This is a genomic window from Pseudomonas sp. 13B_3.2_Bac1 (genome assembly GCF_025466205.1).
GTDB classification, from domain to species: domain Bacteria; phylum Pseudomonadota; class Gammaproteobacteria; order Pseudomonadales; family Pseudomonadaceae; genus Aquipseudomonas; species Aquipseudomonas fluorescens_H.
Map to the genome: position 1 here is coordinate 1 of NZ_JANLOG010000104.1, position 26375 is coordinate 26375.

Sequence of the window (26375 nt, forward strand, 5' to 3'; positions counted from 1 at the left end):
AAATTTTGAAAGGCGGCCCCCGTGGGGGCGGGGGGTGCCCCGCGAAGACGGTCGATCAGTCCGGCACCAACTCCCGGCGAACCACATTCATCCCGGCACTCTCATACAGACGCTGCGCCCGCAGGTTGTCTTCCAGCACCTTCAGATCGACAAACCCTTCACGGCGTTGCTGAAACACCTTGAATGCATGCAACAGCAACGCCCGACCCAGCCCACAGCCCTGAGCGCGCGGATGCACCACCAGATTCTTGATGTACGAGCTGGTCCAGCACTGCGCCACGCCGATCACGCCTTCGGCATCGCTGGCAATGAAACACAGCGCCGGATCGTATTCGGGATCGCTCTCGAAGCGCAGCTGCCATTCCTCCAGTGCCGGCACCCGACCGCCGCCCTCACGGTAGCCGAGTTGCATCAGCTGATGCACCGCCGCCGCGAGTTCCGGGCGATAAGTGCTCAGTTCAATGCCTTCCGGCCAGTAGATCGGCGGCACGTCTTGGCGAAGGTCGCGCCGCATCAAAAAGCAGTACGTCTGGCCCAAGACTCAGTGACCGTTGGCGGCGACGTGTTTGGCCGCTTCGATCAGCCGCTGCGTCAGTTCCGGCGAGGAGAACTTGGTCAGCACCGCGTTGGCCCCGGCCAGGCGTGCTTTCTCGCTGTTCATCGCGCTGTCGAGCGAGGTGTGCAGCAGCACGTAGAGGTGGGCGAAGTCCGGCGTCTCGCGCAGGGTGCGGGTGAAGGCGTAGCCGTCCATCTCGGACATTTCGATGTCGGAGACGATCAGGTTGATCTGCTGAGCGGTGCCTTGCAGATCCAGCAGGCAGTCGATGGCTTCCTTGGCACTGCGCGCAGTGTGACATTGCAGGCCGAGGTTGCGCAGGGTGTGCACCGATTGCTGCAGCGCCACCTGGCTGTCGTCGACCACCAGAATCCGTGCGTTGCCCAGGACTTCGGCGTCTTCCATGCTCAGGTCGGTCGGGGCCATCTCGATCTGCGCTGGGGCGATGCTGTGGATGACTTTCTCGATGTCGAGCACTTGTACCAGTGTGCCGTCGACCGACGTCACGCCGGTTATGTAGGCGCGCGAGCCGCCGGAGCCGAATGGCGGTGGCTTGATGTCGGTGGTCAGGCAATGGACGATTTTGCTCACCGCCTGAACGTGCAGACCCTGCTTGGAGCGGCTGACGTCGGTGACGATCAGGCAGCCGCCGTTCGGGTCTTCCAGCGGTCGCTCGCCGATGGCGCGGCTGAGGTCGATCACCGACAGCGAAGCGCCGCGCAGGGTGGCGATGCCTTTGACGTGCGGATGCGACTCCGGCATTTTGGTCAGCGGCGGGCAGGGAATGATTTCACTGACTTTCAGCAGGTTGATCGCCATCAGCTTGCCGCTGCGCAAGGTAAACAGCAGAAGCGAAAGTGAATCTGCGCGGGCTTTGTTGGAAGACATAAAAACCTTCTGTGGAAAAAGGTGATGGGCGAGGGTGCAAATCGCCAGAAACTATTGATGCCGGGTTATCGACTTGTCGGGGGCAGGCTTTAGGCTCAATCCCCAATCTCGGCCGAACGGCGGCGAATGCTCTGTGGCGACGGAGCTTGCTCCCGCTGGAGTGCGAAGCGCTCCCATAACCATCCACCGCGGTGTATCAGCTTGGCCATGTCCGCTGATTTTGCGACTGCTGCGCAGCCGAGCGGGAGCAAGCTCCCTCGCCACAATGGAGATCTATCTCATTCCAAGGCGTTTAGCCATCCGCCCCAGATTCGCCCGGTCCAGCCCCAGCTCCCGCGCCGCACTCGCCCAGTTATCCTGGTTACGTTCAAGCGCAGCACTGATCAACTGCCGCTGATATTGCTCGGTGGCACTGCGCAAATCGCCGCTGATCAACGGCATCGCAGGCACCTCGGCAACCGGCTCAGCCGAGTTATCCACAACCTCGCGCGGCAGATCCAGATCTGCCGCGCTCAGGCTGAGAATCTTCGGCCGTACCTTGCAGTTACCCAGCGCTTTCAGTGCGCTGCGGCCAATCAAGTGTTCCAGCTCGCGCACGTTGCCCGGCCAAGTGTAGGCGAGCAACGCGTCCTGGGCGTCGCTGCTCAGGCGCAGGCTGTTGAGGCCCATGCGCGAGCGGTTCTGTTCCAGAAAAAAGCCGCTGAGCAGCAACACATCGCGGCCGCGATCGCGCAGCGCCGGGACCCGCAGCGGGTACACGCTCAGGCGGTGATAGAAGTCGGCGCGGTAGCGGCCGCTGCGCACTTCTTCAGCCAGATCGCGGTTGGTCGCGGCGATCAGGCGCACATCGACCTGGTGTTCCTTGTCCGAGCCAAGCCGCTGCAACTGGCCGCTTTGCAGCACACGCAGCAATTTGGCCTGCACGGTCAGCGACAGTTCGCCGACTTCATCGAGAAACAGCGTGCCGCCATTGGCCAGTTCGAACTTGCCGCGGCGGTCGCTGGTAGCGCCGGTAAAGGCACCGCGCACATGGCCGAACAGTTCGCTCTCGACCAGGGTGTCGGGCAGGGCGGCGCAGTTGAGGCTGATGATCGGTTTGTCGGCGCGCGGGGAGGCGGCGTGGATCGCCTGCGCCACCAGTTCCTTGCCGACCCCGGTTTCGCCGGTGATCAGCACGGTCAGGTCGCTGCCGCCGACCAGATTGATTTCCTCCACCAGGCGTTTGTGCGCCTTGCTCTGGCCGATCATTTCGCGCGGCTGCTGGCCGCTGGCCTGGCGGTAGACCTCGGCGCGCTGGTGCTCGTCCTCGGCACGCAGCGCCAGGCGTTCGATGCGTTCGGCGGCGTTGACCGTGGCCGACGCGAGGCTGGCGAAGGCTTGCAAAGCGTCGAGTTCGATCGGCTCGAAACGCTCCGGGTCGAGCGCATCAAGGGTAATCAGGCCCCAGAGTTGTTCCTCGACGAACAGCGGGCAACCGAGACAGTCATGGACTTCGAGATGATCGCCCAGACCATCGACCAAGCCATCGTACGGATCGGGCAAGTCGCTGTCGGCGGCGAACCGGGTCGGACCGGCGCCTTCCAGCAGGATGGCAAAACGTGGATGTTCGCTGACTTTGAAGCGCCGGCCGAGTGTGTCGGTACTCAAACCATCCACCGCTAGCGGCACCAGCCATTCGCCGTCCAGACGCAGCAACGCGGCGGCGTCGCATGGCAGCAGGGTGCGCATGGCTTCGAGCAGGCGCCGGTAGCGCTCGCCTTCGGGCAGTTCGCGGGACAGGTCGGAGACCAGCGGCAGTAGAGCGGTGAGCAAGGATTTGGCGGTCATGGTCTTGTAGTCAAAGAGACTCTATGTAGTCGCTATGACTATAAGGTGCTTTGAGTCTAAATGACTACTTAAAAAATAAACCATTGATTTATAACGATAAATAATCTGGCACGAAAACTGATAAGCCTAAGGTAATTCTCAAAAAGCTCAGGAGTCACTCTTATGCTTAGCGTCCAGGATCGTGCCATCGTCAAATCCACCGTGCCTCTGCTGGAAAGCGGCGGTGAAGCGCTGATCACCCACTTCTACCGCATGATGCTCGCCGAATACCCTGAGGTACGTCCACTGTTCAACCAGGCGCACCAGGCCAGTGGCGACCAGCCGCGTGCTCTGGCCAACGGCGTGTTGATGTATGCGCGGCACATCGATCAGCTCGACCAGTTGGGCGATCTGGTGGCGAAGATCATTAACAAGCACGTCGCCCTGCAAATCCTCCCGGAGCACTACCCGATTGTTGGCACCTGCCTGCTGCGCGCCATCTCCGAAGTGCTCGGTGACGAGATCGCCACGCCTGAGGTCATGAGCGCATGGGGCGCGGCGTACGGGCAGCTGGCCGAGATTCTGATCGGCGCGGAGACGGCGATCTACGACCAGAAAGAACAAGCGGTCGGCGGCTGGCGCGGGGCGCGGGAGTTCATCGTGGTGGACAAGGTCGAGGAGAGCGCGGAGATCATCTCGTTCTACTTCGAACCGGCGGACAAAGGTCCGATCCTTGCTGCGCAGCCGGGCCAGTACATCGGCATGAAGTTGATCCTCGATGGCGAAGAGATTCGCCGTAACTACTCGCTGTCGGCGCTGGCGAACAAGGGCCAATACCGCATCAGCGTCAAACGCGAGCCGGGTGGTCGTGCGTCCAACTATTTGCACGATCAACTGCACGTCGGCGCAAGCATTGCGCTGTTCCCGCCATCGGGCGAGTTCACCCTGACGGCCAGCGACAAGCCGTTGGTGCTGATCAGTGGCGGTGTCGGCATCACTCCGACTTTGGCGATGCTTGAAGCAGCGCTGCAAACCGAACGCCCGGTGCATTTTATCCACTGCGCGCGCAATGGCAGCGTGCATGCGTTCCGCGACTGGGTCGACGGTCTGGCGGCGCGTCATCCACAGCTCAAACGCTTCTATTGCTACGCCGAAGATGACGGCGTAAGCCCGGCGGCGGACAAGCTCGGGATGCTGAGCGCCGAGCAGTTGGGTGAATGGTTGCCGCAGCAGCGCGATGTCGATGCTTACTTTCTTGGGCCGAAAGGCTTCATGGGGGCGATCAAACGGCATCTGAAAGCGTTGGGCGTGCCGGAGCAGCAGAGCCGTTATGAGTTCTTCGGGCCGGCGGCTGCTCTGGAATGATCTGAAACGCGGTTGCCTTGATTCGCGAGCAGGCTCGCTCCCACAGGATTTGTGTTCGACGCAGATCCAATGTGGGAGCGAGCCTGCTCGCGAAGGCCGTTACGCGGTCTCTATTATCAAATTCTGTTTAAAGGTTAATCATTCCTTAACCGCCTTATCGTTTATTCCCCCGCTACTGCGCGGCGTAATGTCCCGCGTGTAGACTTGCGGGCAACCATCAGCCGTTCAACGGCTGAACCATGGATTTGAAAGGGAAACGCGATGAGCGAGGAAACGATTCGACTGGGACGTGAGCGGCGCCTTCTGGTGCTGTTGGGGGTCATCTGTCTGGCGCTGATCGGTGGCGCTCTTTATATGCAGATCGTGCTGGGCGAGGCGCCATGCCCGCTGTGCATCCTGCAGCGCTATGCCTTGCTGCTGATTGCGCTGTTCGCCTTTATCGGCGCGGCCATGCGCACCCGACGCAGCATCACGGTGTTCGAAGTGCTGGTGGTGATCTGCGCGATCGCCGGGGCCGGTGTCGCCGGGCATCATGTGTACACCCAGTTCTATCCGGCGGTGAGCTGCGGCATCGATGTGTTGCAGCCGATTGTCGACGACCTGCCGTTGGCGAAGATCTTCCCGCTGGGCTTCCAGGTCGACGGTTTCTGCTCGACGCCGTACCCGCCGATCCTCGGCCTGTCGCTGGCGCAATGGGCGCTGGTGGCGTTCGTGCTGGTGGTGATCCTGGTGCCGCTGCTGACCTCGCGCAACCGAAAAGCACTGCGCTGAGTCAACTCTTCGGCTGATTGGCCGATACAGAAAACGCCTCGATTTGCGGATCAGCCGATCGAGGCGTTTTGCATTTCAGAGTGTTTGTGAAATCACCGTGACGAACGGCAACAGAGAGTGCGGCAGGTGTGCGACATGTTGTCACACGCGCCATGTCGCAGGGCGTTTCGGCAACCCGGATTGGCGTAATGTTACAAAAAAGGATTGGTCTGTTTCGGCATTTTTCTGGTTTTGCACGGATGTGCCAGATCAGGCAGTTTTAACAAGCTCTGGCAGATGGCCAGAGGCCTTTGAATATCGGGCTTTGCGCCGATTCGCTGCCGGGAAAAAGCCTTCGGAGCTGTCTGAACTGAGGTGTATAGGCCTACATTTTTTGGTGTTTTTGTTGAGAATTGATTTCGATAACATGCGGAACTTTTGCAAAAACGGTGATGGATTGTTGCTCTGAGCGATAAAAATTATTTCGGGATAAGACATGGTGTATAGGGCGCTACCTATCTACAATCGCCCGCATTGAATTCCCGGCACTGCTCGGCCTTTATAAGGAACCGAGCAGGAAGTCGGGTGTCGAGCAGGCCGAAAGGCTTTTGAGACACCCAGGTGTCGGTGCCTTCCAACTTTCCGCACCAAATGGAATTGGTCTGTAACAAGGCCTTTGACCACGAATTCGAATAAGAACTGACCGCTGTCCCAAGGTTTTGTCGAGCGTCTGACGCGCGACGGGCGGCCCTTATTCAATCCAAAGAAAATGCCAACCCTTGGCAGGGTGAAGTGTTGGCGATCAAAACCCAACTGCATTGCGCAAGCTGCTTTAGAGGTCGTGAGATGAGTAAAAACAGGTACCCCAGATTACTAGGCCTAGTGCCGCTGCTCGGCACGTTGTTGCTGGGAGGCTGCAACATGACCCTGCTCAATCCAACGGGCCAGGTCGGCCTGGAACAGCGCAACCTGATCATCACCGCCACGCTGCTGATGCTGTTGGTCGTTGTGCCGGTTATCGTCATGACCTTCCTGTTTGCCTGGAAGTATCGCGCTTCCAACAAGGACGCCGTCTACACCCCGAAATGGTCGCACTCGACCAAAATCGAGGTGGCCGTCTGGACCATCCCGGTTCTGATCATCATCGCCCTGGGTTACATCACCTACATTTCGACCCACAAACTGGACCCGTACCGTCCGATTGAATCCGACGTCAAGCCGGTGACCATCGAAGTCGTTGCGCTGGACTGGAAGTGGCTGTTCATCTACCCGGAACAAGGCATTGCCACGGTCAACAAGATCGTGTTCCCGGCGCACACGCCAATCAACTTCAAGATCACCTCCGACGCCGTGATGAACTCGTTCTTCATCCCGGGCCTGGGCGGCCAGATCTACGCGATGGCGGGCATGCAGACCAAGCTGCACCTGATCGCTGACCGCAACGCTGAAATGGACGGTATCTCCGCCAACTACAGCGGTGCTGGTTTCACCGGTATGAAATTCAAAGCGATCGCAACTTCTCAGGAAGATTTCGACGCCTGGGTAAGTGAAGTCAAAAAGGCACCTAAACAGCTTGAACAAGCTGAATACGCAGCCCTTGCCAAGCCAAGCCAGAACAATCCAGTCGAGCTCTACTCCTCGGTCACGCCGAACCTGTTCCAGATCATCGTCGACAAGTACGAAGGCATGAAACCGGGCAAGCCGCTGAAGCACGAGAAGAAAGAGAAAGAAGTGGCGGCAACGGATATGGACTCGAATTCGCATTCAGCTGCCGGGGCAGAGGAGTAAACGATGTTTGGTAAATTAAGTTGGGAAGCGATCCCTTTCCACGAGCCGATCGTGATGGTCACCATCTCGATGATCGCGCTCGGTGGTCTGGCGTTGTTCGCTGCAATCACCTACTTCAAGAAGTGGACCTACTTGTGGACCGAGTGGCTGACGTCGGTCGACCACAAGAAAATCGGTGTGATGTACATCATCGTTGCCATGGTCATGCTGCTGCGTGGCTTTGCCGACGCCATCATGATGCGTACCCAGTTGGCCATGGCCACCGAGGGTTCGCCTGGCTACCTGCCACCTGAACACTATGACCAGATCTTCACCGCTCACGGTGTGATCATGATCATCTTCATGGCGATGCCATTCTTCACCGGCCTGATGAACCTTGCAGTGCCGCTGCAGATCGGCGCGCGTGACGTTGCCTTCCCGTTCCTGAACTCCCTGAGCTTCTGGCTGCTGGTGTCCGGCGTTGTGCTGATCAACCTGTCCCTGGGCGTCGGCGAATTCGCCAAGACCGGCTGGGTTGCCTATCCGCCGCTGTCGGGTCTGCAGTACAGCCCTGGCGTGGGTATGGACTACTACATCTGGGCGCTACAGCTATCCGGGTTAGGTACGACGCTGACGGGGGTCAACTTCCTCGCGACCGTGCTGAAAATGCGTACCCCTGGCATGAAACTGATGGACATGCCGATCTTCACCTGGACCTGCACCTGGGCTAACGTCCTGATCGTGGCTTCGTTCCCGATCCTGACTGCTACCCTGGCACTGCTGACCCTCGACCGTTACATGGATTTCCACATTTTCACCAATGAACTTGGTGGCAATCCAATGATGTACGTCAACTTGTTCTGGGCCTGGGGCCACCCTGAGGTTTACATCCTGATCCTGCCGGCATTCGGCATCTTCTCGGAAGTGATCTCGGCGTTCACCGGCAAGAAACTGTTCGGCCACCACTCGATGATCTACGCTTCGGGCGCGATCTCGGTACTGGGCTTCATGGTTTGGCTGCACCACTTCTTCACCATGGGTTCGGGTGCCAGCGTCAACGCCTTCTTCGGTCTGGCGACGATGCTGATTTCCATCCCGACGGGTGTGAAACTGTTCAACTGGCTGTTCACCATCTACCAGGGCCGTCTGCGCTTCACCAGCCAGGTGATGTGGACCCTGGGCTTCATGGTGACCTTCGCCATCGGCGGCATGACCGGCGTACTGCTGGCCATCCCGGGTGCTGACTTCGTTCTGCACAACAGCCTGTTCGTGATCGCGCACTTCCACAACGTGATTATCGGCGGCGCGGTATTCGGCTACATCGCAGGTTTCGGCTTCTACTTCCCGAAAGCGTTCGGCTTCAAGCTGCACGAAGGCTGGGGTAAAGCAGCATTCTGGTTCTGGATCTCGGGCTTCTTCGTCGCGTTCATGCCGCTCTATGCACTGGGCTTCATGGGCATGACCCGTCGTCTGAACGCCACCACCAACCCTGAGTGGGTACCGTACCTGTACGTTGCCATGTTCGGTGCGGTGATGATCGCTGTCGGTATCGCCTGCCAACTGATCCAGCTGTACGTCAGTGTGCGTGACCGCAACAAGCCAGAGAACATGTGCGAACACGGTGACCCGTGGAATGCCCACACTCTGGAATGGTCGACCTCGTCGCCACCTCCGTTCTACAACTTCGCTGTGCTGCCTAAGGCTGACTGCATCGACCCGTTCACCGAAGCCAAGGAAAACGGTACTGCGTACCAGGCTCCGGCCAAGTACGAGCCGATCCACATGCCGAACAACACCGCCACTGGCGTGGTTATGGGCGCACTGCTGACCGTCTTCGGTTTCGCGATGATCTGGCACATCTGGTGGTTGGCGATCGCCAGCCTGGCCGGCACTGTCATCTACTTCGTGATCCACGCCGCACGTGACGACCAGGGCTACATGGTTCCGGTTGAAACGATCGAGCGCATCGAAGCCGAGCAGCACAAGCGTCTGGTCGCGGCAGGGAAAATCCCGGCCAATGCCACCCGTGTAACCTCGTTGGAACAGGCTTAAACCATGTCGAACTTAGTGACCAATGTTGGACACGCCCATGGTGACCATGGGCACGATGACCATCACCACGACTCGGGCGAGATGACCGTATACGGTTTCTGGCTCTACCTGATGACCGACTGCATTCTGTTTGCGTCGATCTTCGCGGTGTACGCAGTACTGGTAAACAACGTCGCCGGTGGCCCGTCGGGCCACGACATCTTCGAACTGCCATACGTGCTGGGCGAAACCGCTCTGCTGTTGTTCAGTTCGATCACCTACGGCTTCGCCATGCTGGCGTTGTACAAAGGTAAAAAGCAGCAGGTTCTGGGTTGGTTGTTCATGACCTTCCTGCTCGGCGCAGGCTTCATCGCCATGGAGATCAACGAGTTCCACCTGCTGATCTCCGAGGGCTTCGGTCCTAGCCGTTCGGGCTTCCTGTCGGCGTTCTTCACCCTGGTCGGTACCCACGGTCTGCACGTATCCGCGGGTCTGATCTGGATGGGCATCATGATGTACCAGGTCAACAAGCACGGCCTGACGGCGACCAACAAGACCCGTCTGAGCTGCCTGAGCCTGTTCTGGCACTTCCTGGACGTGGTGTGGATCTGCGTATTCACCGTTGTTTACCTGATGGGGACTCTGTAATGGCTAATGCACACTCCCATGACAGCCATGATGCTGGCCACGGCAGCGTAAAGTCGTACGCCATCGGCTTCATCCTGTCGGTGATCCTGACTGCCATCCCGTTCGGCCTGGTGATGTTCCCGACCTTGCCGAAGTCGACCACGCTGGCAATCGTCCTGCTGTTCGCGGTAATCCAGGTGATCGTTCACCTGTATTACTTCCTGCACCTGGACCGTTCGATTGCACAACGTAACAACGTGATCGCGTTTGTCTTTACGGCCATCGTGATCCTGCTGCTGGTTGGCCTGTCGCTGTGGATCATGTTCAGCATCCACACGTACATGATGGCGAAGTGAGGTAGACCCGATGTCGCTCAAGCACTTTATCCAAATCACCAAACCGGGGATCATTTTCGGTAACGTGCTTTCTGTGGCAGGCGGGTTCTTCCTGGCCTCGAAAGGGCATGTAGATCTGGCGGTGTTCCTGGCCGCCATGATCGGCACATCCCTGGTTGTGGCCTCCGGTTGCGTGTTCAACAACTGCATCGACCGCGACATCGACCTGAAGATGGAACGCACCAAGAACCGGGTGCTGGTGCAGGGCTTGATCTCCCTGAAACTGGCCCTGGTCTACGCGACCATCCTTGGTGTTCTCGGCGTTGCCTTGTTGTACAAGGTGGCCAACCCGTTGGCCGCCCTGTTCGCGGTAATCGGCTTCATCATCTACGTCGGCTTCTACAGCCTGTACCTCAAGCGCAAGTCGGTTCACGGCACGCTGGTGGGCAGTCTGTCGGGCGCCATGCCGCCAGTGATCGGTTACGTTGCCGTAACCAACAGCTTCGACATGGCCGCACTGACCCTGCTGGTGATGTTCAGCCTGTGGCAGATGCCGCATTCCTACGCCATCGCGATCTTCCGTTTCAACGACTACCTGGCCGCATCGATTCCGGTGCTGCCCGTCAAGCGCGGAATCGAAGTGGCCAAGAAGCACATCCTGCTCTACATCCTGGCGTTCCTCGTGGCGACCTTGATGCTGACCTTCAGCGGTTACGCCGGCATGAGCTACCTCGCCGTCGCCGCGGCCATGGGCATGTACTGGTTGTACATGGCCTGGACCGGCTACAAGGCGGTGGATGACACGGTCTGGGCACGCAAGCTGTTCGTGTTCTCGATCTTCACCATCACCGCCCTGAGCGTCATGATGTCCCTGGACTTCAAGGTGCCGGCCGAGCTGCTGCTGACGTACGCGCCGTAAGGCTGGATGGCTTCAAGAAAAACCCCGCACATTGAGAGATGTGCGGGGTTTTTTGTTGGGCCTTATTCAGGTAACCGAACGAATACTTCCAGCACTCAATAATTTCTGCCAGTTGGGAAGGAGCCTTCTTCAAAAAGGGATATCTCCTACCGCCAGAAGATTTTTCTTTCGTTACGATCACTCGACAACTGGGTTTTATCGAGGCGCTGATGGATGGCAAAACGCGTTCTATTTGACGAATTGATGCAAGGAATTCAGGAGATGGCTGCTGCGCGCAGAAAGGCTGGCGCTGCTATTGTGGCGGCAGGTTGCTATCAGTCAGTAAAAGACCTAGATTTGGATCCAACTATGCCGATGATCTACATCGAGTCAAATCCGCGATTTTCATCGGTCTTAACCTGCGATTTTTCATGCATCGATCAAAAGGCTGGGCGAAATGACTGAGAGGATGACCTGCGACGAACGCTTCATTGCCCTGGCACACGAGCTGAATTACGACATCTACGGCGAGAACACCGCCGGCGGCAATTACGCGCCGCTGATCCGCCACCGCGATGAGTTGTACATCAGCGGCATGGTGCCGCGGGTCAATGGCAGGATTCTGTATCCCGGTCGCGTGGGGTTGGAGTTGACCCTCAAGGACGCCCAGGCTGCCGCGAGCATCAGTGCCATGCGCTGCCTGGCGCTGATCGTCGATGCGGTCGGTTCGCTGGACAAGATCCGGGCGTTGTTGCGGGTCACGGTGTATGTGAAGTCGACCCCGGACTTCGTTGACCTGAGTGAGGTGGCCAACGGTGCATCGGACGTTTTCAGCCATGTGCTCGGTGATGCCGGGCGACATACGCGCACTACGGTCGGTGTCTACCAGTTGCCGAAGAACGCCGCGGTTGAAGTCGACATGATCGCAGCGGTGCAGCCGGAAGTCTGACCGCCGCGCCGCCCAACAAAAAGCCCCGCCTGAATCTCAGAGCGGGGCTTTTTTGTCGGTGCCGGGATTACTGCGCAGCGATGCTGTAGCCATCGAATGCGGTCTGCTGTTGCAGGGCGGTGATGATGTTCTTGCGGTTGATCGCGTGTTCGGTGCCGGCGTTGTCGACGAAGGTCTCGCCCTCCAACTCGGCTTCTTCGCCTTCACCGACGAAGGTGAAGCCGAGGAACTCCAGCGCTTCACGGTCAACGTTCATACGCGAGCGCGGCGTGCGCAGCGGCAGGGTCACGCTGCTGCCGTCCTTGCTGATGGTGAAGATTTCGACTTCTTTCTTGGCGCGGGCGGCTTTGCTCTTGCCGCCGCTCGGGTTGCTGATCGCCTGATGGGTCTGGTTCAGCACTTTGAGCGCGAGGCCGTAGACGATTTCCTGGAATGCCGGATCGTCCTTGAAGCAGGACAGGATGCGGCCGATCGAGAACTTGCTGCTCAGGTCTTCGAGGGCGGCGATGTCGGCGGCCTCGGCGTCCTTGAGGCGCTTGAGTTCGCCCATCAGCTCGTAGGCCTTGTCGTCATCGAAGCTGTCGTGCGCCTGACGGATCGCGGCGCGCAGCTCGCGGATCTGGTCGCTTTCGCGGGTCGACTGGAAAGCATCCAGCACCATCTCGCTGATGATCTTGGCTTGTGGAAGGTGTTGTGAAAGATTGATGGAGTTTTCGTATTCCGCTTTTGACGATTCGGTGACTACGGATTCAGCGGTGTTGAAATCGGACATTGAAATTTCACTACTTTTTTAACTTGAGTTGAGACGAGAAAGCACGGGGTCTTTTTCAGGCCGGTTAATTTAGGGGAGCGGGGCGGCGTTGTCACGGAACAACAGTCCGGTGGTGCGGATTATTTGTCCGGCGTGTTCAGGTTCATCGAGCGCACCATCCACTGTTCAGCGGTTTGCTGATCGGTCGGCAGCGTGAAGCGGAAAGTTGCGCCCCGCCCGGCGACATCGACCAACTGAATGTCTCGCCCGTGCAGTTGCAGGATGCGGTGGACGATGCGAAGCCCCAGTCCTCCGTCGCGTCGCGCACCACCAATATTGAACGGACGCAGGAACAGACCTTCGCGCAACTCGGGTGCGATGCCGGGGCCGGTGTCGCTAACCGTCACTTCGACCAGTACGCCCTGGGGTTTCAGATCCAGCTCGATTTCGCCGCCCGGCGGTGTATGGCGCAAGGCGTTGTCCACCAGGTTGGTCAGCACCCGTTCGATCAAGCCAAGGTCGGCGCAGACCGTCGGCAGGTTTGGCCCGAAGCTGGCCTTGAGTTCGACGTGGCGGGCTTCGGCGGCCAGTTCGAATTTCTGGAAGATGTCCTGCAGCAGATCGATCAGGGAGAAGCGTTCCAGCACCGGTTGCACAAAGCCGTGTTCCAGACGCACCAGCTCCAGCAACGATTGCGCCAACCCGCCGACCTTGCGGCTTTGATCGAGAGCGATGCCCAGATAGCGGCGCCGCTCCTCGGCAGAGAGCGTGGCGTCCTTGAGTGACAGGGTTTCCAGATAGCCGTGCAGCGAGGCCAGCGGTGTGCGCAGGTCGTGGGAGATGTTCGCCACCAGTTCACGGCGCTCCTGATCCTGGCGGGTCAACGAGCGCCACTGTTCCCCTAGGCGGTTTTGCATCTGCCGGAAGGCAGCGTCGAGCACAGCGATTTCATCCGGGTCAGCGGTTTTATCCACAGTGGCTGGCATGACGGGCGCAGATTGCGGTGTACCGTCGATGTCGAAGCGGCTGACAGTTTCAGTCAACCGGCGCAATGGCCGGGTGATCAGGTTGAATGCCGTGAGGCCGGCAATCAGGCACAACAGCGCCACCAGCCCGATTGATAGCAACGCGGTATTGAGCGCAGCACTGGTCGCGCCGCGTTCGGCGAAACGATCATGTTCTTCACTGAGCAACACCACGTACAGATAGCCCGCAGGCTTGCCATTGACCTTCAGTGGCGCGGCACTGAACACCTTGCGGCCATCGACGCTGCGCGGGTCATCGCCGAGGATCGGCAGCGGTTGATCGTCGAGCAGGCGCTTGATCGGTACGAGGTCGACTTTTTCCCGTCGCATCCGACCCTCGGGTGCGGCATTGCCGACGATCCGCCCATCCGTGTCGAGCAGGTACACCTCGACACTCGGGTTGACCAGCATCAACTGGCTGAACAGTTCGCGCACGGCGCCGGGCATCAAGCCATTGCTGTCCATCAGCACCGTGTCATGGGCGATGTGCTGGGCCAGGTCCCGCGACAGGCCTTGCACCACTTCCAGCTCGTGCATCTTGCTGGAGCGCACCTGCAGCCATGCCGAGGTGCCGCAGCACACCAACAGCAACACGGCGAATACGACGGACAGGCGCTGCGACAGGGTCAGTTTCATGGTTGTTCCGTGCCGAATTTATAGCCACGGCCCCACACGGTGAGGATGCGTGTCGGTTGCGCCGGATCGCTTTCGATTTTCGCCCGCAAGCGATTGATGTGCGTATTGACCGTGTGCTCGTAGCCTTCGTGGCTGTAACCCCACACCGCATTGAGCAGGTCCATGCGCGAGAACACCTTGCCCGGTTGTCGGGCGAAGAAATACAGCAGATCGAACTCGCGCGGGGTGAGGTCCAGGCGCGTGCCATTGAGGGCGACATCGCGGGTGATCGGGTCGATGCTCAGACCATCGAGATTGAGGCTGCCGGCGTCCATTTTCAGGTTGCGCGCCATGGCGTCGACCCGGCGCAGCAAGGCTTTGACCCGGGCCACCAGTTCCAGCATTGAAAACGGTTTGGCGAGGTAGTCGTCGGCACCCAGTTCCAGACCGAGGATGCGGTGCAATTCGCTGGAGCGTGCGCTGGTGATGATGATCGGCGTATAGCGCGCCATCGCCCGGGCGCGGCGGCAGATTTCCAGGCCGTCGACCCCCGGCAACATCAGGTCGAGGATCAGCGCATCCCATTGCCCCTGTTGCAACAGGCGCATGCCTTCGTCGCCGTCGGCGCAGTGCACGACGTCGTAATGTTCATCGCGCAAATGCAGGCAAATCAAATCGGCGATGTGTTGGTCATCCTCGACCACGAGGATGCGTCTGGTCGGTTCCATCAAGCTCAATCCTTCGGCGCAGTGAGCGCATTGTGCGGGTTTTCCTCGGGGCGAGTTATCACGAATTCGTTAACTTCCCGTGAGGATTTGGCGATCAACCCAAGCCTAGGCTGTGTTCCATGACAGGCACCTGGAATTTTTGGAGACGGCCATGTTTTCACGGCGACAGATTCTCGTAGCGAGCGGCGGGCTAGGGGTTGCAGCCCTGGTGGCGGGTGTATTGCCAAAATTTTCCTCGGGCACCGCACTGATCGAGCAAGCCCATGCCGATGAGGTTTTCGAGGTGAGCCACAGCGACAGTGAATGGCACTCGCTGCTCTCGGATGAGCAGTACGCCATCCTGCGCGAAGAAGGCACCGAGCGGGCCTACACCAGCCCCCTCAACAACGAACATCGCAACGGCACATTCGACTGCGCGGGCTGTGACCTGGCGCTGTTTTCATCGGCGACCAAGTTCGACAGCCGCACCGGCTGGCCGAGTTTCTGGGCACCGCTGGAGCACGCGGTGGCCACGCGTCAGGACCGCTCCTTCGGCATGTCGCGCAATGAAGTGCACTGTCGGCGCTGCGGCGGGCACCTGGGGCATGTCTTCGATGACGGTCCGAAACCCACCGGCCTGCGCTATTGCATGAACGGCCTGGCGATGACGTTCAAACCCGTGGCGGCATGAGCCATGGCCCTTTTTCGATCTTCACTTTCTACAGGACGACACCATGTGGCTCTTGGTTCTCGCTTATCTGGGCGGTGTGCTGACGATCGTCAGTCCGTGCATCCTGCCTGTTCTGCCTTTTGTCTTCGCTCGCACCGGGCAGCCGTTTATCAAGAGTGGCTTGCCGCTCTTGGCCGGGATGGCGCTGACCTTCGCCCTCGTCGCCACGCTGGCGGCGGTGGGCGGCGGTTGGGTGGTGCAAGTCAATCAGTACGGGCGCTGGCTCGCGTTGCTGTTCGTTGCACTGTTCGGGCTGACGCTGCTGCTGCCGCGTCTCGCCGAGCGCCTGACGCGACCGCTGGTCTCGGCCGGCAGTCGGCTGTCCGCAGCCGCGGGCCAGGACAATCGTCCGCGTCCCGGCGCTTCGTTTCTGATCGGCGTTGCCACTGGGCTGCTCTGGGCGCCGTGCGCCGGGCCTATTCTCGGCTTGATTCTGACCGGTGCCGCGCTGCAAGGGGCAAGCATCGCCACCACGCTGTTGTTGCTCGCCTACGCGGCGGGCGCCGCGACTTCACTGGCGGCGGCGCTGCTGCTGGGCGGTAAGGTCTTTGCGTTGATGAAGCGCTCGATCGGTACGGGGGAGTGGATCCGTCGTGGGTTGGGAGCGGCGATGCTGGCGGGTGTCGCGGCGATTGCGCTGGGCCTCGATACCGGGCTGTTGGCGCGGTTGTCGACCGCATCCACGGGCGGAATCGAACAAGCGCTGGTGGGCAAACTCTCCGGCAAATCACCTGCGGGCAGCGGCACGATGATGGCGCAGATTCCCGTTGTGGATGACGCGGCGAACGGCAGCATGAAAGCCACAGGCGCGGTGATCAAAATCGCTGACAAGGCACCCGGAACATTGCCGGTCGAAGGACAGTTGCCACCGCTCACTGGCGCTGTGCAATGGCTCAATTCGCCACCCCTCGATGCCCAGGCATTGAAGGGCAAAGTGGTGCTGGTGGATTTCTGGACCTACTCCTGCATCAACTGCCTGCGCACCCTGCCATACGTCAAAGCCTGGGCCGAGAAGTACCGCGATCAGGGGCTGGTGGTAATCGGTGTGCATGCGCCGGAGTTCGCCTTCGAGCGCGATGTCGGCAACGTCACCAAAGCCATGAAGGAGCTGGGTATCAACTACCCGGTGGCGATCGATAACGACTACAAGATCTGGCGTGCCTTCAACAACGAATACTGGCCGGCGCATTATTTTGCCGATGCTCAAGGACGGATTCGATACCACCATTTTGGCGAAGGCGACTACGCCGAATCGGAGCGGGTCATCCAGCAGTTGCTGCGTGAAGCCGGGGCCAAAACCGTGGCTGATGGCCTGATCAACGCTGACGCCCAAGGCGTGCAGATGGCCCCGGACATGAATCAGGTGCTGTCGCCGGAAACCTACGTCGGCTACCAGCGTGCGGAACATTTCGTACCGCAAACCAGCTTGGTGCCTGACAAGGTCGCGACCTATAACCCACCGGCCGACCTGACTTTGAATGACTGGAGCCTTGGCGGCCAGTGGGCTGTCGGCGCCGAGCGCGCCACCGCCAGTGCGCCGGCCAGTCGCATCGTCTATCGCTTCCACGCCCGCGATCTGCATTTGGTACTGGGGTCGGGCGCAGATGGCAAACCGGTGCGCTTCAAAGTGTCGATTGACGGTCAGTCGCCGGGGGATGCCCACGGAGTCGATGTCGCCGCGGATGGCAGCGGTCGCGTGACCGAACAGCGCTTGTACCAATTGGTGCGGCAAACCGACGAGGTGAAGGATCGCACCTTCACCATCGAATTTCTTGACCCGGGCGTATCGGTTTACGCCTTCACCTTCGGCTGATCGGGAGTGCGCAACATGAAAGCTCAAAACAACTGGCGACGCGTGTTGCTCGGCGTCGCCATGGCCGGCGTGATCGGCCAATGCTCGGCGTTCTCTTTCGGCGCTGAAGACGCGGTGGTCATCCCGCCACCAGCCCTCGACGAAAGCACCCAGGCGCACAGTGAAACCGCGGTGTTCGCCGGTGGTTGTTTCTGGGGCGTGCAAGGGGTTTTCCAGCACGTCAAAGGTGTGCAGAAAGCCGTCTCCGGTTATGCCGGCGGCGCAGCGAACACGGCGCAATACGAGCGGGTCAGCGAAGGTGACACTGGTCACGCCGAGTCCGTGCAAGTTACCTTCGACCCGACGCAAGTCAGTTACGGCAGCCTGCTGCAGATCTACTTCTCGGTGGCCCACAATCCGACCGAACTCAACCGCCAAGGCCCCGACAGCGGCACGCAATATCGCTCGGCGCTATTCCCGGTCAATGCCGATCAACAACGGGTGGCCCAGGCCTACATCGCCCAACTCGACGCGGCGCATGCCTACAGCAAACCGATCGTCACAAAATTGGAAACCTACAACGGCTTCTACCCGGCGGAGGACTATCACCAGGATTTCCTGACCGAACACCCGAGCTATCCGTACATCGTGATCAACGACATGCCGAAGGTGGCGCAGTTGAAGCAGTTGTTTGCGCAGCGTTATCAGGATAAGCCGGTGTTGGTGAAAGACGGCTCCTGATTCATTGTGCGGTCAATCCCGGGCGTTGCGCCTGAAGCAAGCGCAACAACCGGTAGTACTTCAGCGAACGAGTGCCTATCAATCCACAGACGAAACCTGACGTTGCAGCTTTGAACTGCAGCATATCCGGAGTAGAGGCTTGCTCCGGATGCACGTCATCCTGATAACCGAAGTAGTAATTCACGGCGAAAAACAGCAGGTACAACATCAACACTTTCCATGTGCCGGGCAAGATCAGTCCTGTTTGCGAATCATCAAGCGTCACGTATTGCGCCGAAAACATCAGCCATGCTGTACCGCCGCCCAGCAAAAGGGCGCCGATCCAGCAACTGAGGGACAAGGCTGGGTTAAGCGTCAGATTTATTGAGAAGAGAGACCAGACTATCAACGCTGGCGGTGTGACCAGCATTGCTAAACGGCTCTTGGGACTGGGCGTGCGTGCCTTGATCCCGAAATACACCAGTACCAGGAAAACCGCATAAACCCACAGTGGGGTGTTTTGCAGAGTGATTAGCATCAATTGGCGTCCGTGCTTGAAAGAGAAGATGAATCATAGCGGTTGCCATGGTCGGCGCCGGTTATTTCAAGCGCGGCCGCTCCATGGCAATCACCGACGTTTCAAATCCCAAACTGGCAAAAAACGTCTCCGCCCCTTCGCGCCCGGCGCGCAAAACCCAAGTGATCTCGGGGTTGTCACCCATGACATGCTCGACCAGTGCGCGCCCGACGCCGGCGCGCCGATGTTGATCATCAACCACCACCATCGACAGATAGCCGTTGGACAAACCATCGGTGAGGCCTCGGGCGAAACCGATGATCTGCTCGCCGCTCAGCGCGACCGCAGTGCGTTGCGAGTTTTCGATGAGTTGGGCGAAGTAGTCGTTGGAACCCGTTCGGTGTCCCCAGCCATGTTGCCCTAGAAACAGGCGAACTGGCTCCACTTCGGCAGGCAACAGATCGCGTACGGTGAGGTTGGTTTTCATCGAATGGCAGCATCCTTGTCGGCAATCACCGGAGCATAGTCAATCGCAGCCTAAATCAGGATCTGCCCCAGGTTTTCATCGCGAATTCGACGAAGCGCCGCAGCTTCGGCAAACGATAACGATCCGGCGCGTACAGCAGATGCAATGGACGGCTCGGGGGCTGGTAATCGGGGATCACCGTCACCAGTTTGCCGTCGCGCAGATCCTGTTCCACCAGCGCATCCGGCAGCATCACAATGCCCATGCCGGTGCGCGCCGCCTGATGCAGGCCGGCAGAGGTGTTCATCAGCATCGGGCCGCTGACGTCGACCAGAATCTCGCCGTCCGGGCCGCTGAGGCGCCAGCGTTTTTCCACCGATTGCCAGTCATCGCCGGCCGGATAGGCAAACGACAGGCAGTCGTGTTGCTGCAGGTCTTCCGGGGTGATCGGCATGCCGCGTCGCGCGACGTACGCCGGGGAGGCGCACACGGTCAGGGTGTAGTCGATCAGCGGCCGGGCGATCAGGTTCGACTGCTCGAAATGCCCCAGCCGAAACGCCACGTCGAGGCCACTTTCCAGCAGGTCCGGACGGCGGTTGGTCAGCACCACATCCATTTTCAATTGCGGGTATTGCAGGGAAAACTCGCTGAGCGCCGGGGCCAGACGTTCGACGCCAAAAGTCAGTGGCGCGGTGATACGCAGCAAGCCGCGCGGCTCGTCGAGGGCCTGTTCGGCGAGGCGTTCGGAGTCGGCCACCAGGCCCAATACATCCAGACAACGCTGGTAATAAACGCTACCGAATTCGGTCAGTCGCTGACGGCGGGTGGTGCGCTGCAGCAACTGCACGCCGAGCCTTTGCTCCAGTGCGCGCAGGTGATTTCCGACCATGGTCGTGGAAATTTCGCACTGCAACGCGGCCGCCGTCATGCTCCCGGCTTCCACGACCTTCACGTACACGCTCATTGCCTGCAACAGGTCCATTATCAAGTCCTGCTTTTAAATGATTGAAGTTTTGCCGAGTTTATCCAGTTCTGGTGGCTAACCATACTGCAAACACACCGACCTTCACTGGAGTTTGAAGTCATGACCGCCGCCCTGATGAATACCTACCAACCGCTGGCCCTGAGCTTTATCAGAGGCCTGGGCACGCGCCTGTGGGATCAGGCCGGTCGAGAATATCTGGATGCTGTCGCCGGAGTCGCGGTGACCAATGTCGGGCACTCGCACCCACGGATTGTCGCTGCTATCAGCGAGCAGGCCGGACTGTTGCTGCACACCTCCAACCTGTACAGCATCGACTGGCAGCAACAGCTGGCGCAGAAACTCACGCAGTTGTCAGGAATGGAGCGGGCGTTTTTCAACAACTCCGGCGCTGAAGCCAACGAGACTGCACTGAAGCTGGCGCGTTTGTACGGCTGGAGCAAAGGCATCGAACAGCCACTGGTGGTGGTCATGGCCAACGCGTTTCATGGGCGCACGTTGGGCACCTTGTCGGCCAGCGATGGGCCGGCGGTGCGTCTGGGTTTCAATGATTTGCCGGGGGATTTCGTCAAAGTGCCCTTCGGTGATCTGGCTGCGCTGGATCAAGTGCAGCAAAAGCACGGCGAGCGGATCGTGGCGATTCTGGTCGAGCCGATCCAGGGCGAAAGCGGTGTGCAACTGCCGCCGCCCGGGTACCTCAAAGCCCTGCGCGAACTGTGCAATCGTCACGCCTGGCTGCTGATGCTCGACGAAATCCAGACCGGCATCGGCCGCACCGGCCAATGGTTTGCGTTCCAGCATGAAGGCATCGTGCCGGACGTCATGACCCTGGCCAAAGGCCTTGGCAACGGCGTGCCGATCGGTGCCTGCCTGGCGCGGGGCAGGGCGGCGGATCTGTTCACCCCCGGCAGCCATGGCAGCACGTTCGGCGGTAATCCGCTGGCCTGCCGGGTCGGCTGCACGGTGCTGGACATCATCGAAGAACAAGGCTTGCTGGAAAATGTTCGGGTACAGGGGGAGCGCTTGCTGGCTCGTCTACGTGCCGAACTGGCAGACAACCCCAACGTGCTGGCGATTCGTGGGCAGGGCTTGATGATCGGCATCGAGCTGAAACAGCCGATCCGCGATCTGACGCTGATTGCTGCGCGGGATCATGGATTGCTGATCAACGTTACACGCGGCAAGACGATACGGCTGCTGCCGCCACTGACGATTGATGAGCGGGAGGTGGAGATGATTGTCAGAGGTGTGGGGCACATCATTCAGTAGTGGTATTTGCAACTAATGACGCAAATCTCACCGCCTTCGATGCTGTAGACCAAACGATGCTCACCCGTAATTCGTCTGGACCAAAAGCCGCTCATGTTGTGTTTGAGCGGCTCAGGCTTGCCAATCCCTTCAAACGGTTCGCGCTGAATTGCCTTTATCAACAGATTGATACGTTTGAGTCCGGCCTTATCGTTCTGCTGAAACCACAAGTAGTCTTCCCAGCCTGATGGCGTGAACTCGATTTTCATTCTTCGATCAATTGTCTGACTTTGGCTTTGCCGGCACGCATTTCGCCAATCGATTTGATCAACCGTTCGGCGTTGGCTGGAGAGCGGAGCAAGTAGGCCGTTTCTTCAAGTGCGTTGTATTCAGCCAGAGACATCATCACCACGGGCTCACCTTTTTGGCGTGTGACTAGAAGGGGAGCCCGGTCTTCGTTAACGCGATCCATCGTTTCGGCCAAATGCGCGCGGGCGGTGGTGTAGTTGATGGTTTGCATGTTGTAGTCCTCGCTGGATGCAAAGAACGTACAGAAATGAGTACATGATGACAAGGCGATACCTACCAGTGGTTGTTTCGCAGAAGGAGGGCTGCGAGTCATTTAAGTATCGACCAGAAACTTTGGAGACGTTTCTGAGAAGGCTGTAATCCTTATCCTCGGTCGTGCCTCATGCGTAGTTGTTGTGCTGTCATCATCTGGCATTGTCAGTGTAGGAAAAGAACCTGAAACTCAGTCCGGATAATCCCCCAACTCCGGCGCCAGCATCCGCGTCTTCACCGCCCCGTTCGAATTGTGCTGAATGATCTCGCTCGGCTGCCCCTGCGCATTGAAAAACACCTGCCCGATCCCCGCCGAATTCCACAGCCGCTCACCCGCTTCGGCATGTTCCGGGGTATAGGGCACGATGCTCATGCGTCGGCGTTTGGTAAACCAGTTCAACGGCGAGCGCGGCGAGTAGAGCCAGCGGTTGAGGCGGTCGAACCATTCCAGCAGGGTTTTCGGAAATTCGTTCTTGATCCCGCTGCTGGTGATCTGCCAGATCCGTGGCCCGGCCTTGCGATGTCGGATAAGCACTTCGTAGACGAAGGAATAATGCACGTCGCCGGACAGCACCACGTAGTTTCCGGGTGTGCGGGTGTGTCGGAAAATGTTCAGGATCACCTGCGCCGCACCGCGATGAGCCATCCAGTTTTCCGCGTCGACCAGCAGCGGATAACCACACCAGCTGAAAACCTTCTGCACGGTTTCGATCAGCTTCACGCCGAAGATCGGCGCGGGGGAGACAATGATTGCTGACGGATGATCGAGCAGCTCCTGTTGCAGTTCGCTCAGCGCTTCCCAGTCCAGTAAACCGGAGGGTTGTTTGAGTGCCATCTCGCTGCGCCAGCGGCGGGTGCGGGTGTCGAGCACCACCAGCGCCGGGCTGGTCGGCAGCACGAAATGCCAGTGCTGAAAGCGCAGCAAATCATCGATCAGCGCGTCCTGCACCGGGCTGTCGAGATATTGATCGTCACCACTGGCGCTCAGGCGGCGAGTGTTCTCCAGCACATCCTTGAACGCGTCCGGATTATTGCCCCAGCCCTGGCACAACATGTACGCGATCAAGGCGTTGCCGATGATGCGTTTGGAGAACGGGTGGCCGTAGGCGGTTTCCTCCCACTGCGCGGAAAGATTCCAGTCATCGGTGATGTCGTGGTCGTCGAAAATCATCAGGCTCGGCAGGTGCGCCAAGGCTCGGGCGACGTTGTTCAGGCCGGCCTTAAATCCATCGATGCGAGTCTGTTCGAGGGTGTAGCGCTTGAGCCGTTCCGGGGTCATTACCGGCGCTTGTGGGGTGATCAGGGTCCACGCAACCGGCGACCACACCAGCAAGTACATCGCCATGACTTCGGCGAACGTCACCAGGTGATTGTCGGCGCTGCTGCTGGTGAAAATCGGCTTACGCGCGCCGCCGAAAAATCGCTCGCGCAAGGTCTCGTTGCTCTCCAGCGCCGGTAACAAATCCGCGCGGTGGTAGTAGCTGGCAGGGTGCTTGTAAAGCTTGGCGCTGTCGCTGACCACCGCGCCTTCGAGGTGTTCGTCGAACAGGCCGAGGCGTTCGATCAAGGCGTGAATTGCCCGCAGCATCGGGCCGGCGACGTCGTCGGCGTAGATCTGGTCGCCGCTCATCATCAGCAGGGCTGGACGTTGTTGCGGATCGGTTTCGGCAGCCAACAGTTGATCGACGCACAGCAAACCGTCTGCCGCCGGGTGATGGGGCTTGCGGCAGGAACCGTGCAGCACCTGATCGATCCGCGAGCGCACGACAAGGTTCGGGCAGTGGGCATTGCCGTACAGCAGATGCGGCGCCCATGCGGCGATGGGCGTCTGGCCGTCGATCAGCAGGTCATAGTCGATACGCGTGTCGCAAGGCAGGGTGCTGTCGAGCACAACGTCGATCAGATGGACGAACGCGTGACGGCCTACGGGGATGACTGTGCATTTCCCGGCATCGAGAGGAATGTCTCCTACACCTTGCAGACGCAAGGTCAGCGCCAGCTCGCGGGAGCCGACCAACCACAGCACCACTCGTGTCGATTCCAGCCGGCGCAGCAGCGGGCCGGCCAAAACGGTAGGCAGCGGATTCAGGTCAGCAGGTATCGGGGACATTCGGGGGCAAAGCTCAAGGCGCACAGGCTGGCGATGATAGCGCAGCCGGCGCCTTGAACCCTTAAACGAGGCTTAAGAACCGACCTTCTGCAACTTCAGATTCAGCAGTCGCCATTCGGCCGACGCGGGTTGCTCCTGCACCGAGCAGTCGAAGCTATAAGTGACGTCATCGCCGTTCATGTTGCGCGCGGTGACCTTGTTGCTGAGGGTGTAGACCTGATCCTTGAAGCGCTTGGTGACAATGGCAGAGCTGTCGGCGAAGCGCGCCGACGCCGGGAAGCGCAGCGTGCTGGTGACCAGCGTGCCGCACATGACATACGCGAGCATCGATTCATCGCTGTCGGCATTTTGCCCAAGCTTGTCGCGCAGCGCGGTGAGCGCTTTACGGCCCTGCGCGTCGCTCTGATCCAGGACGGTTTTTTCCGATATCGATTTCGGTGCCCGGCTGGCGTAATTCGGCAGCAGTGCGGAATCCGGCGGAGAAGGTTGGTTATCCGGCTCGATCGCGGCAAAGCCCGGCGCGTTTTCCAGCACCGCGGACGTCGAATCCGACTCGGCTTCGGGCAACAGACTGGTGGTCACATCACTCTGTGTGATCACGTCTTCGATTGGCGCTTTTGCGGATTTATGCGCCGACGGGAATATCGACAGCAAGATCGACAGCACCACCATGCCGACAATAAAACCGCCCGCCGCGCCAACGATGTTGCCGTAAAACAGATTCCAGCTGCCGCGGTTTTTCACCACCCAGCGCCACATGAAACCCCAGGCGGCGATAAATGCCAGAAAACTCAGAAACTCCATTCGATCCTTTCCTTAACCCTTCAATAGCCTGCAAAACAGCACTCACTGGCGGTGAGTGCTGAAGATGGACGGCAAGATATCAAAATAGAGGTCTGACGCCACGAAGACATTTACATGCCGAGATTGGGCGGATTGATCTGGGCAAAAAACATGATCGCCGTTATGCCGGCCACTACGCCGCAAAGGCCGGCCAGTAGCTGACGCGCGACAGGGTGTTCGACTTGCGAGCGGCGGGCCACCAGCATCCATACACCGCTCAGCGCCGCAGCGGTTGCGAGCATTTCCAGAATCGATCCCATGACCCCCGGGACCGGTGGCCGGCTAGAGCCGAACAGACCGATACAAAGCTGCGAAACCACCAGCCCAACAATCATGCCGCTGGCAGCGCCCAACACATTGGCGAGTAGCAGGTTCCAAGCCCCACGCTGCCTGACGACCCAGACCCACATGCCTATACAGGCGATAAAGAAAAACACAAAATCCATCGTATCCATCCTTCGCAACCCGTCGCGCTACAAACGCTCGGCACCTTGCCGACAGTGGACGGCACGATAGCAAAATAGTAGCGTCGCGCCACTTTCTTGATTCCTGTAATGGACTACGCATGTCAAAAGTCGCTTCTGTTCTGCGCACGCTCTGTGCAATCACGCTCGCCAGCGCCATTACTCCGGCAATCGCCGCCTGGAAAGAGCCTCCGGAGAGCAGCTGGCAGTATTACCTCGCCAACTGCCAGCGAATGCAGGAGAAAATGGCCGACGTCCAGAGCGGTCGCGTACCTGGCGCCTTTGAGGTGGCAGGTGATCTGGAAGGCAGCCTGCGGATCATCAATGAGCGCCGCTTGAACCTGACGCCCCAATACCTCGGCTCCCGCGAATTCGCTCAATGCGAAAACGTCGCCGCCCAGGCCGAGGCAACGATTGCCCAAGGCAAAGCCGAGTTCGCCGCCAGAATGAATCAGGCCGCCCAGCAAGGCCGCATCGCCCACCAGAATTCCCCCGAATACCAACGCGCGCGTTCACTCGGCTACAGCGACGTCGGCGACATCTCCTTCCTGAAACTGCACGAAGACATGGACGGCGAAGCCCGCCTGAAAACCATGCTGATCACCGTCGACGAAGTCTGCGGCCAATACTTCCGCGCCACGCAATATGTGAAGCCGTATGTGATTTATACCGTTCGCCCATCGGATGGCGGTTGTGGCGAGGAAAAAAGCGTGGCGATCGTCGGCGGCCGGTCGGTGGAGAAGGGCGATTACATCGATGAGCGGGGCGAGTTTCAGTATGTGGGCTGGAAGAAGCTTGTGGGGGCGGATGGATTTGCGACGGATATTCGGGTGTTGAAGGCTCGGCGCTAAAAAGAACAAACACCATCAACG

28 protein-coding genes are annotated in these 26375 nt (G+C 59.3%); 14 read left to right on the forward strand and 14 right to left on the reverse strand.

What is annotated here, in order from left to right; translation table 11 throughout:
- Window positions 1-55: 55 nt before the first annotated feature.
- The 3 genes from NTD85_RS16115 to norR all read right to left on the reverse strand — a co-directional run bounded on the left by NTD85_RS16115 (window position 56) and on the right by norR (window position 3271).
- Window positions 56-514, reverse strand: a complete 459-nt coding sequence (locus NTD85_RS16115; RefSeq protein ID WP_262142671.1) for a GNAT family N-acetyltransferase — start codon at window positions 512-514, stop codon at window positions 56-58.
- A gap of 27 nt (window positions 515-541) precedes the next feature.
- Window positions 542-1444 carry a chemotaxis protein CheV gene (locus tag NTD85_RS16120; RefSeq protein ID WP_003227992.1) on the reverse strand — a complete coding sequence of 301 codons (903 nt, stop codon included), beginning with the start codon at window positions 1442-1444 and terminating at the stop codon, window positions 542-544.
- Between the two features lie 273 nt (window positions 1445-1717).
- Complete coding sequence (gene norR, locus NTD85_RS16125) at window positions 1718-3271, reverse strand: nitric oxide reductase transcriptional regulator NorR (protein ID WP_262142672.1); 1554 nt, start codon at window positions 3269-3271, stop codon at window positions 1718-1720.
- A 162-nt stretch (window positions 3272-3433) separates the two neighbouring features.
- On the opposite strand from norR, the gene hmpA reads away from it, so the two are divergent.
- The 9 genes from hmpA (at window position 3434) to NTD85_RS16170 (ending at window position 11972) form a co-directional block, all read left to right on the forward strand.
- Complete coding sequence (hmpA, locus tag NTD85_RS16130) at window positions 3434-4615, forward strand: NO-inducible flavohemoprotein (RefSeq protein WP_103484048.1); 1182 nt, start codon at window positions 3434-3436, stop codon at window positions 4613-4615.
- Window positions 4616-4876: 261 nt separating this feature from the next.
- Window positions 4877-5386 (forward strand): disulfide bond formation protein B, encoded by a 510-nt coding sequence (locus tag NTD85_RS16135; RefSeq protein ID WP_262142673.1) that lies wholly within the window; start codon window positions 4877-4879, stop codon window positions 5384-5386.
- 825 nt (window positions 5387-6211) lie between these two features.
- Complete coding sequence (cyoA, locus tag NTD85_RS16140; RefSeq protein WP_003227985.1) at window positions 6212-7153, forward strand: ubiquinol oxidase subunit II; 942 nt, start codon at window positions 6212-6214, stop codon at window positions 7151-7153.
- A gap of 3 nt (window positions 7154-7156) precedes the next feature.
- Window positions 7157-9184 (forward strand): cytochrome o ubiquinol oxidase subunit I, encoded by a 2028-nt coding sequence (gene cyoB / locus NTD85_RS16145; protein WP_003227984.1) that lies wholly within the window; start codon window positions 7157-7159, stop codon window positions 9182-9184.
- 3 nt (window positions 9185-9187) lie between these two features.
- Complete coding sequence (cyoC, locus tag NTD85_RS16150) at window positions 9188-9811, forward strand: cytochrome o ubiquinol oxidase subunit III (RefSeq protein WP_003227982.1); 624 nt, start codon at window positions 9188-9190, stop codon at window positions 9809-9811.
- On the forward strand, window positions 9811-10146 hold the full coding sequence (gene cyoD, locus NTD85_RS16155; RefSeq protein WP_003227981.1) for a cytochrome o ubiquinol oxidase subunit IV: 336 nt from the start codon (window positions 9811-9813) through the stop codon (window positions 10144-10146). The genes cyoC and cyoD overlap by 1 nt, the downstream gene beginning before the upstream one ends.
- A gap of 10 nt (window positions 10147-10156) precedes the next feature.
- Complete coding sequence (gene cyoE, locus NTD85_RS16160) at window positions 10157-11044, forward strand: heme o synthase (RefSeq protein WP_003227980.1); 888 nt, start codon at window positions 10157-10159, stop codon at window positions 11042-11044.
- 213 nt (window positions 11045-11257) lie between these two features.
- Entirely contained in the window at window positions 11258-11488 is a 231-nt protein-coding gene (locus NTD85_RS16165; protein ID WP_146774718.1) for a hypothetical protein, read from the forward strand.
- Window positions 11481-11972: a RidA family protein gene (locus NTD85_RS16170; protein WP_027612161.1), complete on the forward strand. Its 492-nt coding sequence runs from the start codon at window positions 11481-11483 to the stop codon at window positions 11970-11972. The genes NTD85_RS16165 and NTD85_RS16170 overlap by 8 nt, the downstream gene beginning before the upstream one ends.
- A 67-nt stretch (window positions 11973-12039) precedes the next feature.
- Here the strand turns inward: NTD85_RS16170 and NTD85_RS16175 are convergent, their stop codons facing one another.
- The 3 genes from NTD85_RS16175 to NTD85_RS16185 all read right to left on the reverse strand — a co-directional run bounded on the left by NTD85_RS16175 (window position 12040) and on the right by NTD85_RS16185 (window position 15091).
- On the reverse strand, window positions 12040-12744 hold the full coding sequence (locus NTD85_RS16175) for a hypothetical protein (RefSeq protein WP_003227976.1): 705 nt from the start codon (window positions 12742-12744) through the stop codon (window positions 12040-12042).
- 119 nt (window positions 12745-12863) lie between these two features.
- Window positions 12864-14384, reverse strand: coding sequence for a sensor histidine kinase (locus tag NTD85_RS16180; RefSeq protein WP_262142675.1), 1521 nt, complete (start codon window positions 14382-14384; stop codon window positions 12864-12866).
- Window positions 14381-15091 carry a response regulator transcription factor gene (locus NTD85_RS16185; protein WP_262142676.1) on the reverse strand — a complete coding sequence of 237 codons (711 nt, stop codon included), beginning with the start codon at window positions 15089-15091 and terminating at the stop codon, window positions 14381-14383. The genes NTD85_RS16180 and NTD85_RS16185 overlap by 4 nt, the downstream gene beginning before the upstream one ends.
- Before the next feature lie 151 nt (window positions 15092-15242).
- Here NTD85_RS16185 and msrB point away from each other — a divergent pair, with 151 nt between their 5' ends.
- Genes msrB through msrA form a run of 3 tightly spaced genes read left to right on the forward strand, consistent with a single transcriptional unit; the run spans window position 15243 to window position 18333 of the window.
- Window positions 15243-15761, forward strand: coding sequence for a peptide-methionine (R)-S-oxide reductase MsrB (gene msrB, locus NTD85_RS16190; protein WP_003227971.1), 519 nt, complete (start codon window positions 15243-15245; stop codon window positions 15759-15761).
- Between the two features lie 43 nt (window positions 15762-15804).
- The gene (locus NTD85_RS16195; RefSeq protein WP_262142677.1) at window positions 15805-17613 is read left to right on the forward strand and encodes a cytochrome c biogenesis protein DipZ; all 1809 of its coding nucleotides are present in this window, start codon (window positions 15805-15807) and stop codon (window positions 17611-17613) included.
- Between the two features lie 15 nt (window positions 17614-17628).
- A complete protein-coding gene (gene msrA / locus NTD85_RS16200) occupies window positions 17629-18333 on the forward strand; it encodes a peptide-methionine (S)-S-oxide reductase MsrA (protein WP_262142678.1) in 705 nt (234 codons plus the stop codon).
- Between the two features lies 1 nt (window position 18334).
- On the opposite strand, the gene NTD85_RS16205 is transcribed toward msrA, so the two are convergent.
- The 3 genes from NTD85_RS16205 to NTD85_RS16215 all read right to left on the reverse strand — a co-directional run bounded on the left by NTD85_RS16205 (window position 18335) and on the right by NTD85_RS16215 (window position 20277).
- Entirely contained in the window at window positions 18335-18850 is a 516-nt protein-coding gene (locus NTD85_RS16205) for a hypothetical protein (protein ID WP_262142679.1), read from the reverse strand.
- Between the two features lie 61 nt (window positions 18851-18911).
- The gene (locus NTD85_RS16210; RefSeq protein ID WP_103484055.1) at window positions 18912-19316 is read right to left on the reverse strand and encodes a GNAT family N-acetyltransferase; all 405 of its coding nucleotides are present in this window, start codon (window positions 19314-19316) and stop codon (window positions 18912-18914) included.
- 55 nt (window positions 19317-19371) lie between these two features.
- Window positions 19372-20277: a LysR family transcriptional regulator gene (locus NTD85_RS16215; protein WP_262142680.1), complete on the reverse strand. Its 906-nt coding sequence runs from the start codon at window positions 20275-20277 to the stop codon at window positions 19372-19374.
- Window positions 20278-20379: 102 nt separating this feature from the next.
- Here NTD85_RS16215 and NTD85_RS16220 point away from each other — a divergent pair, with 102 nt between their 5' ends.
- Window positions 20380-21546, forward strand: coding sequence for an aspartate aminotransferase family protein (locus NTD85_RS16220; RefSeq protein WP_262142681.1), 1167 nt, complete (start codon window positions 20380-20382; stop codon window positions 21544-21546).
- Here NTD85_RS16220 and NTD85_RS16225 read toward each other — a convergent pair.
- From NTD85_RS16225 to NTD85_RS16245, 5 genes are all read right to left on the reverse strand, one after another.
- Window positions 21540-21794 (reverse strand): Txe/YoeB family addiction module toxin, encoded by a 255-nt coding sequence (locus NTD85_RS16225; protein WP_086791674.1) that lies wholly within the window; start codon window positions 21792-21794, stop codon window positions 21540-21542. The two genes, NTD85_RS16220 and NTD85_RS16225, sit on opposite strands and share 7 nt — an antisense overlap.
- A complete protein-coding gene (locus tag NTD85_RS16230; RefSeq protein WP_086791676.1) occupies window positions 21791-22045 on the reverse strand; it encodes a type II toxin-antitoxin system prevent-host-death family antitoxin in 255 nt (84 codons plus the stop codon). The genes NTD85_RS16225 and NTD85_RS16230 overlap by 4 nt, the downstream gene beginning before the upstream one ends.
- Before the next feature lie 231 nt (window positions 22046-22276).
- Window positions 22277-24196 (reverse strand): alkaline phosphatase D family protein, encoded by a 1920-nt coding sequence (locus NTD85_RS16235; protein ID WP_262142682.1) that lies wholly within the window; start codon window positions 24194-24196, stop codon window positions 22277-22279.
- Window positions 24197-24268: 72 nt separating this feature from the next.
- Window positions 24269-25000, reverse strand: coding sequence for a hypothetical protein (locus tag NTD85_RS16240; protein ID WP_201136644.1), 732 nt, complete (start codon window positions 24998-25000; stop codon window positions 24269-24271).
- 110 nt (window positions 25001-25110) lie between these two features.
- Window positions 25111-25485 (reverse strand): hypothetical protein, encoded by a 375-nt coding sequence (locus NTD85_RS16245; protein WP_262142683.1) that lies wholly within the window; start codon window positions 25483-25485, stop codon window positions 25111-25113.
- Window positions 25486-25604: 119 nt separating this feature from the next.
- Here NTD85_RS16245 and NTD85_RS16250 point away from each other — a divergent pair, with 119 nt between their 5' ends.
- On the forward strand, window positions 25605-26354 hold the full coding sequence (locus tag NTD85_RS16250; RefSeq protein WP_262142684.1) for a hypothetical protein: 750 nt from the start codon (window positions 25605-25607) through the stop codon (window positions 26352-26354).
- Window positions 26355-26375 lie beyond the last annotated feature (21 nt).

Coding starts and splice junctions, on each gene's coding strand:
- NTD85_RS16115 (WP_262142671.1), bottom strand. CDS start 514: ATGCGGCGCGACCTTCGCCAAGACGTGCCGCCGATCTACTGGCCGGAA.
- NTD85_RS16120 (WP_003227992.1), bottom strand. CDS start 1,444: ATGTCTTCCAACAAAGCCCGCGCAGATTCACTTTCGCTTCTGCTGTTT.
- norR (WP_262142672.1), bottom strand. CDS start 3,271: ATGACCGCCAAATCCTTGCTCACCGCTCTACTGCCGCTGGTCTCCGAC.
- hmpA (WP_103484048.1), top strand. CDS start 3,434: ATGCTTAGCGTCCAGGATCGTGCCATCGTCAAATCCACCGTGCCTCTG.
- NTD85_RS16135 (WP_262142673.1), top strand. CDS start 4,877: ATGAGCGAGGAAACGATTCGACTGGGACGTGAGCGGCGCCTTCTGGTG.
- cyoA (WP_003227985.1), top strand. CDS start 6,212: ATGAGTAAAAACAGGTACCCCAGATTACTAGGCCTAGTGCCGCTGCTC.
- cyoB (WP_003227984.1), top strand. CDS start 7,157: ATGTTTGGTAAATTAAGTTGGGAAGCGATCCCTTTCCACGAGCCGATC.
- cyoC (WP_003227982.1), top strand. CDS start 9,188: ATGTCGAACTTAGTGACCAATGTTGGACACGCCCATGGTGACCATGGG.
- cyoD (WP_003227981.1), top strand. CDS start 9,811: ATGGCTAATGCACACTCCCATGACAGCCATGATGCTGGCCACGGCAGC.
- cyoE (WP_003227980.1), top strand. CDS start 10,157: ATGTCGCTCAAGCACTTTATCCAAATCACCAAACCGGGGATCATTTTC.
- NTD85_RS16165 (WP_146774718.1), top strand. CDS start 11,258: ATGGCAAAACGCGTTCTATTTGACGAATTGATGCAAGGAATTCAGGAG.
- NTD85_RS16170 (WP_027612161.1), top strand. CDS start 11,481: ATGACTGAGAGGATGACCTGCGACGAACGCTTCATTGCCCTGGCACAC.
- NTD85_RS16175 (WP_003227976.1), bottom strand. CDS start 12,744: ATGTCCGATTTCAACACCGCTGAATCCGTAGTCACCGAATCGTCAAAA.
- NTD85_RS16180 (WP_262142675.1), bottom strand. CDS start 14,384: ATGAAACTGACCCTGTCGCAGCGCCTGTCCGTCGTATTCGCCGTGTTG.
- NTD85_RS16185 (WP_262142676.1), bottom strand. CDS start 15,091: ATGGAACCGACCAGACGCATCCTCGTGGTCGAGGATGACCAACACATC.
- msrB (WP_003227971.1), top strand. CDS start 15,243: ATGTTTTCACGGCGACAGATTCTCGTAGCGAGCGGCGGGCTAGGGGTT.
- NTD85_RS16195 (WP_262142677.1), top strand. CDS start 15,805: ATGTGGCTCTTGGTTCTCGCTTATCTGGGCGGTGTGCTGACGATCGTC.
- msrA (WP_262142678.1), top strand. CDS start 17,629: ATGAAAGCTCAAAACAACTGGCGACGCGTGTTGCTCGGCGTCGCCATG.
- NTD85_RS16205 (WP_262142679.1), bottom strand. CDS start 18,850: ATGCTAATCACTCTGCAAAACACCCCACTGTGGGTTTATGCGGTTTTC.
- NTD85_RS16210 (WP_103484055.1), bottom strand. CDS start 19,316: ATGAAAACCAACCTCACCGTACGCGATCTGTTGCCTGCCGAAGTGGAG.
- NTD85_RS16215 (WP_262142680.1), bottom strand. CDS start 20,277: ATGGACCTGTTGCAGGCAATGAGCGTGTACGTGAAGGTCGTGGAAGCC.
- NTD85_RS16220 (WP_262142681.1), top strand. CDS start 20,380: ATGACCGCCGCCCTGATGAATACCTACCAACCGCTGGCCCTGAGCTTT.
- NTD85_RS16225 (WP_086791674.1), bottom strand. CDS start 21,794: ATGAAAATCGAGTTCACGCCATCAGGCTGGGAAGACTACTTGTGGTTT.
- NTD85_RS16230 (WP_086791676.1), bottom strand. CDS start 22,045: ATGCAAACCATCAACTACACCACCGCCCGCGCGCATTTGGCCGAAACG.
- NTD85_RS16235 (WP_262142682.1), bottom strand. CDS start 24,196: ATGTCCCCGATACCTGCTGACCTGAATCCGCTGCCTACCGTTTTGGCC.
- NTD85_RS16240 (WP_201136644.1), bottom strand. CDS start 25,000: ATGGAGTTTCTGAGTTTTCTGGCATTTATCGCCGCCTGGGGTTTCATG.
- NTD85_RS16245 (WP_262142683.1), bottom strand. CDS start 25,485: ATGGATTTTGTGTTTTTCTTTATCGCCTGTATAGGCATGTGGGTCTGG.
- NTD85_RS16250 (WP_262142684.1), top strand. CDS start 25,605: ATGTCAAAAGTCGCTTCTGTTCTGCGCACGCTCTGTGCAATCACGCTC.